At 44.1% G+C, this 15,836-nt stretch carries 12 protein-coding genes; 5 read left to right on the top strand and 7 right to left on the bottom strand.

Features of this window, described 5'->3' with window-relative positions:
• Window positions 1–31 precede the first annotated feature (31 nt).
• Window positions 32–982 carry a tRNA dihydrouridine(16) synthase DusC gene (gene dusC / locus OCU36_RS08800; protein ID WP_261837662.1) on the bottom strand — a complete coding sequence of 317 codons (951 nt, stop codon included), beginning with the start codon at window positions 980–982 and terminating at the stop codon, window positions 32–34.
• Between the two features lie 172 nt (window positions 983–1,154).
• On the opposite strand from dusC, the gene OCU36_RS08795 reads away from it, so the two are divergent.
• Window positions 1,155–1,775 carry a YecA/YgfB family protein gene (locus OCU36_RS08795; protein ID WP_261837661.1) on the top strand — a complete coding sequence of 207 codons (621 nt, stop codon included), beginning with the start codon at window positions 1,155–1,157 and terminating at the stop codon, window positions 1,773–1,775.
• 285 nt (window positions 1,776–2,060) lie between these two features.
• On the opposite strand, the gene dsbB is transcribed toward OCU36_RS08795, so the two are convergent.
• A complete protein-coding gene (gene dsbB, locus OCU36_RS08790; RefSeq protein ID WP_261837660.1) occupies window positions 2,061–2,585 on the bottom strand; it encodes a disulfide bond formation protein DsbB in 525 nt (174 codons plus the stop codon).
• 129 nt (window positions 2,586–2,714) lie between these two features.
• Window positions 2,715–4,307, bottom strand: coding sequence for a Na(+)/H(+) antiporter NhaB (gene nhaB / locus OCU36_RS08785; protein WP_261837659.1), 1,593 nt, complete (start codon window positions 4,305–4,307; stop codon window positions 2,715–2,717).
• A gap of 633 nt (window positions 4,308–4,940) precedes the next feature.
• Between nhaB and fadR the strand changes: the two genes are divergently transcribed.
• Entirely contained in the window at window positions 4,941–5,780 is an 840-nt protein-coding gene (fadR, locus tag OCU36_RS08780; protein WP_261837658.1) for a fatty acid metabolism transcriptional regulator FadR, read from the top strand.
• 194 nt (window positions 5,781–5,974) lie between these two features.
• Here the strand turns inward: fadR and OCU36_RS08775 are convergent, their stop codons facing one another.
• Entirely contained in the window at window positions 5,975–6,454 is a 480-nt protein-coding gene (locus tag OCU36_RS08775; RefSeq protein ID WP_261837657.1) for a YehS family protein, read from the bottom strand.
• Window positions 6,455–6,674: 220 nt separating this feature from the next.
• The gene (metG, locus tag OCU36_RS08770) at window positions 6,675–8,750 is read right to left on the bottom strand and encodes a methionine--tRNA ligase (protein WP_261837656.1); all 2,076 of its coding nucleotides are present in this window, start codon (window positions 8,748–8,750) and stop codon (window positions 6,675–6,677) included.
• A 158-nt stretch (window positions 8,751–8,908) separates the two neighbouring features.
• On the opposite strand from metG, the gene apbC reads away from it, so the two are divergent.
• The 3 genes from apbC (at window position 8,909) to OCU36_RS08755 (ending at window position 13,135) form a co-directional block, all read left to right on the top strand.
• The gene (gene apbC / locus OCU36_RS08765; protein ID WP_261837655.1) at window positions 8,909–9,985 is read left to right on the top strand and encodes an iron-sulfur cluster carrier protein ApbC; all 1,077 of its coding nucleotides are present in this window, start codon (window positions 8,909–8,911) and stop codon (window positions 9,983–9,985) included.
• Between the two features lie 275 nt (window positions 9,986–10,260).
• Window positions 10,261–10,902, top strand: a complete 642-nt coding sequence (gene udk / locus OCU36_RS08760; protein WP_261837654.1) for a uridine kinase — start codon at window positions 10,261–10,263, stop codon at window positions 10,900–10,902.
• Between the two features lie 106 nt (window positions 10,903–11,008).
• Complete coding sequence (locus OCU36_RS08755; RefSeq protein ID WP_261837653.1) at window positions 11,009–13,135, top strand: AsmA family protein; 2,127 nt, start codon at window positions 11,009–11,011, stop codon at window positions 13,133–13,135.
• Window positions 13,136–13,368: 233 nt separating this feature from the next.
• Here the strand turns inward: OCU36_RS08755 and cobO are convergent, their stop codons facing one another.
• Together cobO and OCU36_RS08745 are read right to left on the bottom strand one after the other, a co-directional pair.
• On the bottom strand, window positions 13,369–13,974 hold the full coding sequence (cobO, locus tag OCU36_RS08750; protein WP_261837652.1) for a cob(I)yrinic acid a,c-diamide adenosyltransferase: 606 nt from the start codon (window positions 13,972–13,974) through the stop codon (window positions 13,369–13,371).
• 199 nt (window positions 13,975–14,173) lie between these two features.
• Entirely contained in the window at window positions 14,174–15,721 is a 1,548-nt protein-coding gene (locus OCU36_RS08745; RefSeq protein ID WP_261837651.1) for a SulP family inorganic anion transporter, read from the bottom strand.
• Window positions 15,722–15,836: the final 115 nt, after the last annotated feature.

Genomic DNA, 15,836 nt, shown 5'->3' with positions numbered 1-15,836 from the left:
GGGGACTCTACAGGGGTAAGGATAGTTAAGCTCAACGGAAATGCTCCTGTTGATAACGTTGTAGGCGTTCTACGATAGGCGGCGCTTTCTTGAAAGTTCGAATTTCTTTAAATAGTTCGTTCGCTTCAGGGTAGCCTTTACTTAAATAGACAAACCACTGCTTTACTCTATTGGGGTAGTACATGCCTTTATCCCCTTTAATTTGAAATTCGGAGTAGCGTAGCAAAAGTGCGATTACTTTCTCCCACGGCATTTTCGGGTGGTTGTGCTTAACGACATTGCCTAGGTTTGGAATGTTAAAAGCACCGCGGCAGACCATCAATGAATCGACGCCAGTTGCTTCTATGCAATCTTGACCATCTTGATAGTTCCAGATCTCCCCATTAGCAATCAACGGCAGAGAGGTTTTTTCTCTTATTTGATTGATGTAATCCCATTTTATTTCGCTGGCTTTATAGCCGCCCACTTTGGTTCTTGCATGCACGGTGAGTTCGTCAGCTTTGGCTTGCTCGATGGCATCGACGATTTCAAAGCACTCTTCCGGATGCTCCCAACCTAATCGAATCTTTGCGGACACAGGAATGTGCGCAGGTACCGCTTCTCGACAAGACTTCACCACTTGATAGATCAGCTCGGGCTCTTTGAGTAGTGAAGCTCCACCATTACTTTTATTGACCGCTTTCGCAGGACACCCAAAGTTTAGATCAATGCCTTTCGCGCCTAGGTCGGCGGCTTGGAAGGCATTTTCTGCCATCCAATTTGGGTGCTGTCCGAGTAGTTGGAGATGGATCGGCACACCCGCAAGGGTTTGAGACCCTTGATGTAGCTCTGGGCAAATACGGTGGAACACATGCGGAGGAAGACGTTGGTCCACGACGCGCACAAACTCTGTCACACAGAGATCGTAATCATTAATCTCTGTGAGAATTTCACGCATTAGGTGGTCTAGAACGCCCTCCATAGGGCCAAGTATTACGCGCATGTTTTTTCCAAAGTTGTCACCCTAAAATTAGGAGGCGTGATTGTACGGTTTGAACACTGGATTGTCACTATGAGTATGGTGTTCTTGTTATCCGCTTGCTTGAGCGGTTAATGGCGACGGTTGGGCTTGATAACGCTATAATGAGCAAAATGATTTAAACACTCGAGTTTTCATGAAATATCAATTATTGGATCAAACAGTATTAACTGAAGAGAGCACGCCTCAATTTATTGAAGGTGCTATTTTGGCGTCGAACTTAGCAACTAAACCATTAGATCCTCAAGCTTGGCTTGCTGTTATTGTTCCTGATGCGCCACCCGAATTGGTGTCAGCTGTAACTGAGCAAATCAATCGTCAGCATAACTTGATTCAGCGGAGTGAATTTTTACTGACAGAGGTATTTGCTGACGGTGACTTCAATGAGCAATTCGCCGATTTCGCAGAAGGCTTTATGATGGTTTGGCCGACAGTAGAAGAACAGTGGCAAACCGTGACGATGGCAGATGGTACGCTGCGTATGTTGCAAGCGCTTCTGACAACACTCATGTTAGGGATTGATGAAGAGTTGACTCAGCAGCAGATGATTGCCGCTGGGTTTGAAAATCCCCCGGGACTTGAAGACCTAGTGGGTCAGGTCGATCTGATGATTGCTGAAGTGGCGTTGGCGGCAGACGAAGTCATGCTTGGTAATAAGTCACAAAGCGTTAACCCATTCAAAGGCATCGGCCGTAATGACAGTTGCCCATGTGAAAGTGGTAAAAAGTTTAAGCAATGCTGTGGAAAAAGCGCCTAATGTCGGCTTGTGAGATACTTATACCAATCGTAGTAAATAACTGGTCACCCTAGCTTGTTAAAAAGCTCGATAACTTCGTTAGAATTTTTGATGTAGAATAACTACTTATCGAAACTTCTTATCGAAAAGAGCGGCCTTGTTCTTAATCTTTCTCTCTACGCTATTTCTGATCACTTACTTACTTACTGTGATTGGTATTAGCTAGAGTGAGCCTTAGAGTTTAAGCAATAAAAAAGTCGATCTCATGATCGACTTTTTTATTGTTCAAATTTTAATGGTGTATCGTTAGTCTTTTTTTGATTTAACAAATTGAGCAATAACAATCAATCCAAAAGCAATTAGATTTCCGGCAAAGATAATCACTAACCATTGCGGCATGGATAGGTTCAAGAACTGCCACACGATCTTACTGCAGTCTCCGTAAGCCTCAAACATCCATGGAGCCCATTGATTTAGAGGCGCCCAGCTAGGGAAAGTGACAAATAAATCACAAGTTGCGAAGGGGGAAGGATTGAACTGGTAGTCGACATGCTGCAACGCTAACGTTAAACCTTTGTAAGCACCAAATCCCCAACCCACAAGGCCAAGCCAACGTGATATTGGATTGTTAGGGGCAATTGCACCAACGATTGCTGCGCCGCCGATAGTCAGCATCGCGACGCGTTCATAGATACACATCACACAAGGCGCAAGCATCACCACATGCTGAAAGAAGAGTGCACACGCCTCAAAAAACAGAATAAAAGCCAGTAGCAAAAGCCAAGAGAGACGTCGCTTAGAGAAGTCTTTAAGAATGACAAAAAAATTCACGAATTTAATCCTGTTTATAAAATAAAAAGCCCTGTTTACTCAGAGCTTTTTATCTTGGATAAGTTTCCGGATCAACTAATATTTTTGATTAGTTAGAGTGTTCGTCGTAAAAGTACATATAAAGTTATATCAATGTTCTCCTGACAAGATAGGAGCAACCACTTCACCAGTGCGTTGAACGATCCAACCTAAGTCATAAAACCATGCTGTCATCGGCTCTACGAAGAACACGATGCCAACAAGGCCGACAAGCGCTAATACCACGGTATATGGCAGTGCCATGAACACCATACGGCCGTAAGATAGTCGAATTAATGGAGCGAGTGCCGATGTTAATAAGAATAGAAATGCAGCTTGCCCGTTGGGTGTTGCTACAGAAGGAAGGTTCGTTCCTGTGTTTATTGCAACAGCAAGAAGATCGAATTGGTCACGATTGATGATGCCCTCAACCAGTGCCGTTTTCACTTCGTTAATGTACACCGTGCCGACGAACACGTTATCTGACACCATCGATAAGATTCCATTGGCGACATAAAACAGTGCAAGCTGAACGCCCTTATCTTCAACGTGAAGTACAGCATCGATAACGGGCTTGAATAATGACTGGTCGATTATGACAGCAACAATACAGAAGAAAACCGCGAGCAGAGCGGTGAATGGTAGCGCCTCTTCAAAGGCTTTACCCATAGAGTGCTCTTCGATTACGCCGGTAAAAGCCGTTGCTAAGATGATAACGGATAGACCGATCAAGCCGACTTCAGCCACGTGAAGCGCAAGACCCACGATGAGCCAAACGGCGATTGCGCCTTGAATCCAAAGTCTTGCTATATCTTGCTTAGTGCGGCTTGCGCGTTCTTTGTTATCGAATTCGACTAAGATTTGACGAACATTATTTGGCAGCTCTGCGCCGTAACCAAACACTTTAAGTTTTTCAACGAGAGCACACGTTAGAATACCGCAAAAGAAGACCGGCAGGGTTACTGGAAGCATACGAATAATGAACTCACCGAATTCCCAGCCTGCTTGTTTCGCAATCACTAAGTTCTGTGGCTCACCGACCATGGTCATCACACCACCAAGTGCCGTCCCTACACCAGCATGCATAAGTAGTGAGCGTAGGAAAGCGCGGTAATTTTCCAAATCGTCACGTGTTAGTTCAGAAATCTCTTCATCGTGAGTATGATCATGTGCGGACGTAGTGCCTTTCCCCGATGCTACTTTATGGTAGATCGAGTAGAAGCCAACCGCGACGCTAATAACAACAGCAATGACCGTTAGTGCGTCGAGGAATGCTGATAAGAAAGCGGCTGCGACACAAAAAGCGACAGAGAGTAAAATTTTAGATTGGATACCGAGCAAGATCTTCGTGAATATGAACAGAAGGAGTTCTTTCATGAAGTAGATGCCAGCAACCATAAATATCAGTAAGAGTAATACTGGGAGGTTTGCTTGCAGCTCGTGATACACCATTTCTGGTTTGGTCATGCCAATCGCGACAGCTTGGATTGCCAATAAGCCCCCCGGTTGAAGAGGGTAACATTTTAGCGCCATAGCGAGAGTGAAAATAAATTCTACCACCAATAGCCAGCCCGCAACAAATGGGTCAACGAGGAAGAAAATAAATGGATTGATGATTAAAAAGGAAATGATGGCAAGTTTGTACCAATCAGGAGCTTTTCCAAGGAAGTTCTTGATAAAAGCATTTCCGAGAGACATCGGCATGTTAATACTCTTTTATGTTGATGATAAACAGGCAAGCAATACAACATTTGAGAATCGAGCTATAAATATTTTAAAAAAAGCTATAACTAACAGTGAGTTAGAAAAACTACATTCCATGTAATGTTCTGTGGTCTTGCCAAGTCACTCCCTTAGAAACTCAAGCAGTGCTTATTTTTGAGCGAAACTTTACTATTAGATAACATTTAGTCAACAAGAAAAGCCTTGTCGTACTAAAAACACCTGCTTTTTGTTGAGAAACGCGATCAAAGTAGCGCAAGCATACCACTTAAAATGTGATAAAAACCGACTAGAATCAATATTTCAGCGAAATGATTAAAAGTCGCAGGGATAACTAGGCTTTATAGGTGTTTATTGCAATGTTATTTTGCAATTTATTTACTCCGTTATTGTGATTTATGTTATTGACTTTCAATGTAATTTTATATCGGGCGATTATTAGGGATGGTTGTTTATAGTCGCTTGCTTTCTCAGCTCGAGATGTAAACTTTTGATTAACTTTAGAGTTTTAACTCTAACTTATTCGAGGTGAGTAAAGTTTTTGAGGGTGTTTCCGCTCGGTTCGACTAGTGGTATGATGAGTAATTAGAATAGAATAATTGGATTGAAGTGTAGATGGTCATTAAGGCGAAGAGCCCGGCAGGATTTGCAGAAAAGTATATCATTGAAAGTATTTGGAATGGCCGTTTCCCTCCAGGTTCTATCTTGCCCGCAGAGCGTGAGCTTTCTGAGCTGATTGGTGTTACACGTACGACGCTTCGAGAAGTACTCCAGCGTCTCGCTCGTGACGGTTGGTTGACAATACAACACGGCAAACCAACCAAAGTGAACCAATTTATGGAGACTTCAGGTCTTCATATTCTCGATACACTAATGACGTTGGATGTTGATAATGCCAGTAAAATGGTAGAAGACTTACTGGCCGCTCGGACGAATATCAGCCCGATCTTTATGCGTTATGCTTTCAAAGCAAATAAAGAAGCCTCTGAGCGTACGATAACTAACGTGATTGAATCTTGTGAAGCTTTACTTGCGGCACCAACATGGGATGACTTTCTAGCCTCATCGCCTTATGCAGATAAGATTAAGCAAGCCGTTAAAGAAAACGTAGAAAAAGACGAAGAGAAACGTCAAACAATCCTAATTGCGAAGACATTTAACTTTTATGATTATATGCTATTTCAACGTTTGGCGTTCCATTCAGGCAACCAAATTTACGGCCTGATTTTTAACGGTGTACGTAAACTGTATGACCGTGTTGGTAGCTATTACTTCTCTAATCCAGAAGCCCGCCGTTTAGCGATGGAGTTTTATAAAGAGTTGTTTGTTATTTGTGAGAGCGGCCAACGTGAAAATTTGCCATTAGTGATCCGTAATTACGGCATTGCAAGTGCTCAAATCTGGAATGAAATGAAAACGACATTACCAACGAATTTCACTGAAGACGACAGCTAGTCCATAGGCTTACTATTGTTGTTCTTATTGAGCCCGTGACGTAAAGAAAATGAAAAAGCGGCGCGATAATTGAATTATCGCGCCGCTTTTTATTTATCTGTCGTTACTAGAAAATTATCGGTGGGTCAGTTACTTACCTATGACGAGTAATTTATCTATGTGTAGTAACTTAACATTTATCGAGGAGTAGCGACTTAACCCGCAAACTCTTCTGAGTCTGGACGGTTGGTAAATTGCACGCCGTTTAGAAAATCGCAAAGTAGTTGGTCTTCACACACTTTGTAGTTTTTGTTTTCTGGCTTGCGGAAGTAAGCGCCGATTTCGTACTTGCTCAAGCTAATGCCAACCACTTCTAGTACGTCCAAAACATCTTCTGCTTTCATGTTTAATGCGATACGCAGCTTCATGAAGATCATGTTGTTCGTCAGTGCGACTTCAGGTTTAGGTTGCTCACCTTCTTTTTTGCCACGCTTAAGGTTGATGAAACCATTTAGGAATACCGCTAACTCTTTATCTTTCATCTTAGAGCATGACTTGTCGTTGTCGTCTTTTAGCCAGTCAATCACTTGATCATGAGCAACGGTCACATCAGCTTGTTCGATAGCTTTGATGATTTGTGCATTTTTAAGGTTTAGTGCGTGTTGAATACGACGCAAGATTTCGTTGTTAGTCACAGGAGATTCCTAAAAAAGGTTTTAGAGTAAAGAGGTGTTGGTTAGCCCATCAGCGTCGACGAACTCATTTCTACTCTACATAGCATAGTTGACGGCGACTCTAACAGAGAACGTTAATTTTCGGTAGATATAAAAAATCCCCAATGCTGATTAACTCTTTCAAGTCAAAAATGCATTAGGGATTTCGTGATGGGTGCTTGTTATCTGACTGGAGTCAGAATTACATTACACGCATACCAGGTTGAGCACCTTCGTGTGGCTCAAGGATCCATAGGTCGCTGCCGCCAGGGCCCGCTGCTAGGATCATGCCTTCAGACATACCAAACTTCATCTTACGAGGTTTTAGGTTGGCTACCATTACCGTTAGCTTGCCTTCTAGCTCTTCAGGTTTGTATGCTGATTTGATACCAGAGAATACTTGGCGAGTCTCACCACCGATGTCCAGTTGGAACTTCAGTAGTTTGTTCGCTTTTGGTACTTCTTCACAAGAGATGATACGAGCAATACGCATGTCTACTGCTGCAAAGGCATCGAACTCAATCTCGTCTGCGATTGGCTCTTTGTCTAGCTCAGTTTGGCTTGCTTGCTCTTTTTCAGCTTCTGCTTTTTCTTTCGCTGCTGCTTCAGCGGCTGCATCTTCTTTAGAAGACTCAACCATTGCTTCCACTTTCTTAGGATCAATACGGTTGAATAGCGCTTTGAACTGAGTGATCTCGTGATCAGTTAGCGGAGTCGCAATCGCTTCCCACGTTAGCTCTTCGTTTAGGAAAGCTTCAGTGCGAGCTGCAAGCTCTGGCATCACTGGTTTCAGGTAAGCCATCAGTACGCGGAATAGGTTAATACCGACAGAAGAAACTTCTTGAAGCTCAGCTTCTTTGCCTTCTTCTTTTGCAAGAACCCAAGGTGCTTTTTCGTCGATGTACTGGTTCGCTTTGTCTGCTAGTGCCGTGATTTCACGGATAGCGCGGCTGAACTCTCGAGTTTCGTATAGCTCACCGATACGCTCAGCAGCAGCAACGAATTCGTTATATAGCTCAGGCTCTGCAAATTCAGCCGCTAGCTTGCCTTCAAAACGTTTTGTGATGAAGCCAGCGTTACGAGAAGCTAGGTTAACAATCTTGTTTACTACGTCAGCGTTTACACGTTGAGTGAAGTCTTCGAGGTTAAGATCTAAGTCATCGATGCGGCTGTTTAGTTTCGCAGCGTAGTAGTAACGTAGACACTCAGGGTCTAGGTGGTTTAGGTACGTGCTTGCTTTGATGAATGTGCCTTTCGACTTAGACATCTTCGCACCGTTCACGGTTACGTAGCCGTGTACGAATACGTTGTTTGGCTTACGGAAACCTGCGCCGTCTAGCATTGCTGGCCAGAATAGGCTGTGGAAGTAAACGATGTCTTTACCGATGAAGTGGTAAAGTTCCGTTGTGCTGTCTTTCTTCCAGTATTCATCGAAGTTTAGATCGTCACGCTTGTCACATAGGTTCTTGAAAGAAGCCATGTAGCCAACCGGTGCGTCTAGCCATACGTAGAAGAACTTGTCTTTTTCGCCTGGGATTTCAAAGCCAAAGTAAGGGGCATCACGTGAGATATCCCACTGTTGCAGACCAGACTCAAACCATTCCTGCATTTTGTTTGCAGTTTCATTCTGTAGAGAGCCAGAACGAGTCCACTCTTTAAGCATGCTTTCGAACTGAGGTAGGTCGAAGAAGAAGTGCTCAGAGTCTTTCATTACTGGAGTTGCACCAGAAACCGCTGATTTAGGGTTAATCAGTTCAGTTGGGCTGTATGTCTCACCACAGTTGTCACAGTTATCACCATACTGGTCTTCTGACTTACACTTAGGGCAAGTACCTTTTACAAAGCGGTCTGGTAGAAACATCTCTTTCTCAGGGTCGAAAAGCTGAGAAATAGTACGGCTAGAAATGAAGCCGTTCTTTTTAAGTTCTAGGTAGATGTGAGAAGCCAGTTCACGGTTCTCTTCGCTATGTGTGCTGTGGTAGTTATCAAAGCTGATATCAAAGCCAGCGAAGTCTTTTTGGTGCTCTTCACTAACAGCCGCGATCATCTCTTCTGGCGTGATACCCATCTGTTGAGCTTTAAGCATAATTGGCGTGCCGTGAGCATCGTCAGCACAGATGAAGTTTACAGTGTTGCCACGTAGACGCTGGTATCGAACCCAGATATCCGCTTGGATATGCTCAAGCATATGGCCAAGGTGAATAGAGCCGTTAGCGTACGGAAGCGCACAAGTTACCAGTAATTTCCTTGAGGAAACGTTTCTTGGGTCAGTCGCCATACTTAATAATTCGCTTTTTGTTGATAGGTATAAATTTGAGAGGTAATACTACTTTATAACGTGTGATACGCCAAGGTATCAGACAAAGGATTCCCTTAGTTTTTTAGGGGTTCTGTCTTCCTCTCGTGGGTGATAGCATAAATAAAAAAGGAGCTTCAATGCGTAACTTTACTTCTAAGCAAGACTTCTGTTCATGGTTGAATGAGTTCGAGTCACCAATCCTCATCCCCGAGTGGGCGTTACACCAAAATATTGTATCGGTTGATCCGCGTGGATCATTTGTTATTACTTTACCTTTTGCGGCTAATCAGCTCGCGGTTGAGTTGGAACAGTGGATCCACTCTCAGATTAAACAACAGCGGGTTAGCGCTTTTCAGTTTGAAGTAAAAGTGAAGCCGTCTGCGCTGGAAACTGCCGTCGCGACACCATTGAAGGGTGTTAAGAATATTATCGCCGTGACGTCGGCAAAGGGTGGGGTGGGTAAATCGACGACTTCAGTTAACCTTGCGCTTGCGCTATCTCAGTCAGGTTCAAAAGTGGGTTTGTTGGATGCGGATATCTACGGCCCATCAGTGCCTATGATGCTCGGTCAACTAGATGCAAAACCAGAAGTACAGAACAATAAGTGGATGATGCCCATCGAGGCACATGGCATTTTCACTCACTCTATTGGCTATCTTGTGTCGAAAGACGATGCAGCAATCTGGCGCGGCCCTATGGCAGCGAAGGCTTTAGGGCAGCTAGTTAATGAAACGGTATGGCCTGAGTTGGATTATCTTGTTATCGATATGCCGCCGGGCACCGGGGACATTCAACTGACGTTGTCGCAACAGATTCCAGTGACCGGGGCGATTGTGGTGACCACGCCTCAAGATTTAGCGTTAGCCGATGCACGTAAAGGTGTGGCGATGTTCGATAAAGTAAACGTGCCAGTGGCAGGTTTAGTTGAAAACATGAGCTACCATATTTGCAGTCACTGTGGCGAGAAAGAGCATATCTTTGGTGCTGGTGGTGCAGAAGCCATGTCAGAAGAGTTTTATCTCGATATCTTGGCACAGATCCCTCTGCATATTGATGTGCGAGAAGACATCGATGTGGGGTGCCCAACCGTGATACGCAGACCTGAAAGCGAACACACGCGGCACTATCTAGAGCTTGCAGAGAATGTGGCGGCGAAAATGTTTTGGACGGGAAAAGCAAGACCGGAAGCGATCCGTTTTTCTATGGTGGAATAGAGTAAGTAAGCCTTCAAATCTCGTCAACAGTGTTTGGTTTAGAATACATAGCCTGATATTGGGAAAAATTGCCATTTAGGACCAAAGCGCTATTGCGTTGAGCACATGGTTGTAGCGTCGTCATTCGAAAGCAAACGTTTGTCTTCATTAAAAATAGAGAGAACACCAATTTGACTGCAATTAGCAGGAATGGCGACTAGAATCTATGTTGTTTAGCCCCTATAATCAGGCGGTTTATCTCTTCCCACCACTAAACCATATCGGGTGCAAAATTAATGTCTGATAATAATCAATGTGTCATCGTAGGTATCGCTGGCGCTTCAGCATCAGGAAAAAGTCTGATTGCGAGTACAATCTATAATGAACTGCGCGAGAAAGTGGGCGACCATCAAATTGGTGTTATCACGGAAGATTGCTACTACAGCGACCAAAGCCACTTGAGTATGGAAGAGCGTGTTAAAACTAACTACGATCACCCAAATGCACTAGATCACGATCTATTATGTGAACATCTACAGCAATTGATGAGTGGTAAAGCGGTAGAAGTTCCTGAATACAGCTATACCGAGCATACACGCACTTCTGAAACGACTACACTTACCCCTAAGAAAGTGATTATTTTAGAAGGTATTCTGCTACTAACAGACCCACGTCTACGTAATCTTATGCATGCAAGCGTGTTTATGGATACACCACTAGATATCTGTTTACTACGTCGTGTTAAGCGTGATGTAGAAGAACGAGGTCGTACAATGGACAGCGTACTCAAGCAATATCAACAGACAGTACGTCCAATGTTTATGCAGTTTATTGAGCCTTCAAAACAACATGCAGATATCATCGTACCTCGTGGTGGTAAAAACCGTATTGCAATTGATGTTCTCAAAGCACACATTGCTAAGTTGTTGAAGTCTTAATCGAATAGAATTTTGCCTAAGTGATTCACTTAGCTTTATTTTTTACCGAATTAGTGGCACTTTTATAGTGCCACTTTCTTTTGGAATCTAAGCAAGGAATATGCGAATGAAGAAACTACTCATTTTCATAGCTGTACCAGTGTTTGTTGTTATTGCAGCCATTCTGGCACTGGTGCTGTTAGTTAATCCTAACCAATTTAAGCCATTAATTGTCGAACAAGCCCAAAAACAGACCGGCCTAGACCTGGTGATTGAGGGTGATATCAATTGGCAATTTTTCCCATCTATTGGTTTCGAGCTTGGTCAAACTGAACTGCGCAACCCCGAAGGTTTTACTCAGCCGAACCTATTCAAGGTTGAGACGGTTGGCGTTGATGTTTCGGTTGTTCCACTATTTAGCAACCAACTAGAGATCGGCAACATCACTCTAGACGGTGCGGAATTTTATGTAGAAACGCTTAAAAATGGTCGTAAGAACATTGATGCACTCACGCAATCGTCTGCGCCTCAAGAACCTGCTGAAGATGCAAGTTCTGAATCTGCTCCTGCGCCTCAAGAGCCAGCGACTAAAGACGCATCTGGCTGGACGATCAACCTGGCAGGTGTCACTGTCTCGAATGCACGGTTTGAAATGGATGACAAACAAACGGGTTCATTCACTAAGCTATACGATGTGTCTTTGAATCTTTCTGAGTTTGCCGTTGATACATGGACAACGGCAACGTTTGCCGCTTCTGGTGAAAACAATCAACAAAAATTCTCGGCTACCGGTAGTGCTGAATTCAAATTAACGGAAGGCTTCGCAAGTTACGCACTTCGTAATATCGACTTAAACGCTAAGTTCAATGATCCAGCGACGTCGATTGAGTCAGCAAAAATTGGCTTGAATACGTTTGAGTTTGATAAGGTAAATTCACTGACTTATGCTGTGATTGGTAAAGCATCGGGGCTTGATGTTGATCTTAAAGGTGGCGGTGAACTTACGGTTGATAGCGCGATTTCAAAAGTAACGCTGAACAAATTAACGTTAGACTCAACATTCAAAGGCGACACGCTTCCTCAGTCGCCAATGAAAGTCGACATGCTGTCTGACTTAAGCTTCGATCTTAACAAGAGCCACCTGAGCTTTGTGTTAGAGAAGTTGCAAGCTAACGCTATTGCATTAGACGGTAAAGCAGACGTAACCCTATCTGAAATACCCAAGGTTCGTTTCTCTCTTCATAGCCCGAATATTGATTTGGATGAATTCTTAGGTTTGGGCTTAGGCAATACAACAGAAACGGTGAGCGCAGCGCCTTCAGTGGAGGGGAGTGGCTCAACACCCAATTCGGGCAGTTCAGCTCCTGCTAAAGAAGTGGAACCTGATCTGTCGGCTCTGAAAACGTTAGATGTAAAAGGTGACATTACGATTGATAAGTTCAAGGCGAACAACGCGAAGATGCAGAACGTGAAAACAGCATTCTCTGTTAATCGTGGCATCGCAGAGCTAACTTCATTCACATCAAATCTTTATAGTGGTTCTATTTCAGCGACTGCACGATTAGATGCGCGAAAAACACCTGCGACTTACACAGCTAAGAAGAAAATTAAAGGCGTGAAAGTACAACCACTATTGGTTGATGTTGCGGGTAACGATATGCTGGAAGGGACCGGTAATATTGACGTTAATGTGAAAGGTAAGAGCTTAACTCCAACCGGAATTAAGAAGAACTTGGTCGGTACTATCGCGATAAATTTTGAAGATGGTGCGGTGAATGGTATCAACGTCGCTCAATTGATTCGAGAAAACTACGCTAAGATCAAAGGCGAGAAAGTCGAGAGTAAAGATGAGGCCCAAAAGACGGACTTCAGTGCAATGAAAGCGACACTGAAAGTGAATAAGGGTTGGGTTTCGACCAACGACTTATCAGCACAGTCGCCACTGCTGCGCGTGACAGGCCAAGGCAAAGCAAACTTCATCAATGAAACGGTCGATTTCCTTGTACGCACATCAATTGTGGGTTCGCTTGAAGGTCAGGGTGGTAAGAGTATCGATGAACTGAAAGATGTGACGATCCCAATTAAAGTAACCGGTCAGTGGGCGGATCCAAAATTTGGGCTTGTTTTTGATGATGTGTTGAAACAAAAAGCGCAGAAAGAGATCGATCGTGGTGTGAATAAGCTAACGGATAAGATTAAAGACGAGAAAACCAAAGAAGCGGTGGATAGTTTGTTGAAAGGTTTCTTTAACTAAACGTTTTTAACTCGTATATAAAAGAAGCGCCATTCCTACTCTAGGAATGGCGCTTTTGTTTGGGTGCTGATTATTATCCGGGCATAGTAAGCAAAGAGATTCCCTATGAGACTTGTTCCTCGTTCTAGGGAATGACGCTCGGTGCTCGTCCTTTATTTAAGGGAGTAACACTGAAGAGTCGTTATCCTCGAGAGGGAAGAATGACCGAGTCGGGGATCTCTGATTGAAGGGTACTACCAATCCACGCCTTGCAGAGCCTTTACACCAGATTCGAAAGCGTGTTTTACGTTACGAACTTCAGACACGGTATCGGCCATGTCCGTTAAAGTGCGGTGTGCACCCCGACCCGTAATGATCACGGATTGCATTTTCGGACGATTATTTAGAGCCTCTACCACTTCATCCAGTTCAATGTAGCCGTAACTCACCATGTAAGTCAGTTCATCAAACAGAACCACATCAATCGACTCATCGGCTAGCATGCGCTGACACTCTTTCCAAACGCGCTGTGCAGCTTCGATATCCTGAGCCTTGTTTTGAGTTTCCCAAGTAAAGCCTGTCCCCATCACTTGAAACTCGACATTGAGCTTTTGAAGAACGTTCTTTTCGCCGTTATCCCAAGTCCCCTTTACAAACTGAGCAACGGCACACTTCTTACCATGACCGACTGCACGTGTAATCGTACCAAAACCTGATGTTGATTTACCTTTACCGTTACCAGTGATGACCAGCAATAGGCCTTTTACTTCCTGTGCCGCAGCAACGCGAGCATCGACTTGCTCTTTTACTTTCTGTTGTCTGGCTTTGTGGCGTTGTTCTTTGTTGTCTTCAGTCGACATAACAAATCCTTTTAAGTGGTGATCGCACCTATCATAGCCTAACTTTACGATAGCAAAAACCATCGGAAGAACAGGTGATTAGGGATGAAGTCGATACTCGTCGTTTGTATGGGGAATCTTTGCCGCTTATCTACAGGTATAAAAAAGGCCGACATCGAATGTCGGCCTTTCTCAATTTAACTTAAAGTTACCGCTAAGATTACTTAGACATCACTTTGTAAATCGGGTCTTCTGCAACGTTCGCTTCCACTAAGCTACCCGCTTTGTGCAGCATCGCAACACAGTCTTGGCTTAGGTGGCGAAGGTGCAGTGTTTTTCCGAGTGCAGCATAACGGTCAGCAATGGTGTCGATCGCTTCAATAGCAGAGTGATCGGTAACGCGTGAGTTTACAAAATCAATGATTACATCTTGTGGATCATTGTATGCGTCAAACAACTCAAGGAAGTTAGCGGTTGAACCAAAGAAGATTGGACCGTTAACTTTGTACTCTTTAGAGCCTTCAGCGTTTACAGACGTGTCGGCGTAGATGTGTTTAGCATGTTGCCAAGCAAACATCAGCGCAGAAGCTACAACACCAACGCCCACTGCTACAGCAAGGTCAGTCAGTACTGTTACCACGGTAACAAGAACGATAACGAAGAAATCTTGCTTAGGAACACGACGAGCAAGTTTGAAGGTTGCCCATTCAAACGTACCGATAACAACCATGAACATGACGCCCACAAGTGCCGCAAGAGGAATCATTTCGATCAGCGAAGAACCAAACAGGATGAACATAAGTAGCGCCACTGCCGCAGCGATACCTGAAAGACGACCACGACCGCCTGAGTTTACGTTGATCATAGATTGACCGATCATCGCACAACCACCCATCGCACCGAATACCGAGCACGTTATATTAGCCATACCTTGACCAACACATTCACGATTAGATTGACCACGAGTATTCGTCATTTCATCAAGTACAGTTAGTGTCAGTAGAGACTCAATCAAACCGATAGCCGCAAGTATAATCGCGTATGGCAGGACGATTTGAAGTGTCTCGAAAGAAAACGGAACAGCAGGAATAGAGAAGGTTGGTAGAGAGCCAGCCAGAGTTGCGGCTTCGTCACCAGACATAGTACGTAGGAAGTCGACAACAGTACGAGTTTCGAGATCAAGGCCTACAACCAAAGCCGTTACCGTTACAATAGCAACCAATGAAGAAGGTACTGCTGTAGTAAGTTTAGGTAGGAAGTGGATGATTGCCATTGTAAGGGCGACGAGGCCTAACATCAGTGTCACTTGGTCGCTTGGTAACCAAGTTAATGCACCTGTTACGTCTGGTGCTTTAAATTGACCAAGCTGAGCCAGGAAGATAACAATGGCCAGACCGTTCACAAAACCAATCATTACTGGGTGTGGAACGATACGGATAAATTTACCTAACTTGAATACACCCGCTGCAATTTGCAGAAGGCCGGCCAGCATAACGGCTGCAAATAGGTATTGAACGCCATGGGTTGCGACTAGGCTCACCATTACAACGGCCATTGCGCCAGTTGCACCAGATATCATGCCTGGACGACCACCGAATACAGAAGTGATTAAACCTACGATGAATGCTGCGTAAAGACCAACCATTGGGTCAACGCCAGCAACAAAGGCGAATGCTACGGCTTCAGGTACTAATGCTAGGGCTACTGTAAGACCTGAAAGCACCTCATTCTTTACAGAGTGCTTTGAAAATTGTGGGAATTCGAACATATTTGCTCAGCTATGCTAAAAGTGGATTTACCGACACGGGGGTATTGCGTAGCCAAACAGTGATGGAAAAGAGCGGCAATAGCGAAGTGTCGAAAAGATAAGTGCGCGAATGCTA

The organism is Vibrio artabrorum (assembly GCF_024347295.1).
GTDB lineage: Bacteria > Pseudomonadota > Gammaproteobacteria > Enterobacterales > Vibrionaceae > Vibrio > Vibrio artabrorum.
Note: the sequence above shows the minus strand (reverse complement) of the source record. Positions and strands in the feature narration are given on the sequence as shown.

Coding starts and splice junctions, on each gene's coding strand:
- dusC (WP_261837662.1), bottom strand. CDS start 982: ATGCGCGTAATACTTGGCCCTATGGAGGGCGTTCTAGACCACCTAATG.
- metG (WP_261837656.1), bottom strand. CDS start 8,750: ATGGCGACTGACCCAAGAAACGTTTCCTCAAGGAAATTACTGGTAACT.
- nhaB (WP_261837659.1), bottom strand. CDS start 4,307: ATGCCGATGTCTCTCGGAAATGCTTTTATCAAGAACTTCCTTGGAAAA.
- udk (WP_261837654.1), top strand. CDS start 10,261: ATGTCTGATAATAATCAATGTGTCATCGTAGGTATCGCTGGCGCTTCA.
- apbC (WP_261837655.1), top strand. CDS start 8,909: ATGCGTAACTTTACTTCTAAGCAAGACTTCTGTTCATGGTTGAATGAG.
- cobO (WP_261837652.1), bottom strand. CDS start 13,974: ATGTCGACTGAAGACAACAAAGAACAACGCCACAAAGCCAGACAACAG.
- OCU36_RS08745 (WP_261837651.1), bottom strand. CDS start 15,721: ATGTTCGAATTCCCACAATTTTCAAAGCACTCTGTAAAGAATGAGGTG.
- OCU36_RS08795 (WP_261837661.1), top strand. CDS start 1,155: ATGAAATATCAATTATTGGATCAAACAGTATTAACTGAAGAGAGCACG.
- OCU36_RS08755 (WP_261837653.1), top strand. CDS start 11,009: ATGAAGAAACTACTCATTTTCATAGCTGTACCAGTGTTTGTTGTTATT.
- fadR (WP_261837658.1), top strand. CDS start 4,941: ATGGTCATTAAGGCGAAGAGCCCGGCAGGATTTGCAGAAAAGTATATC.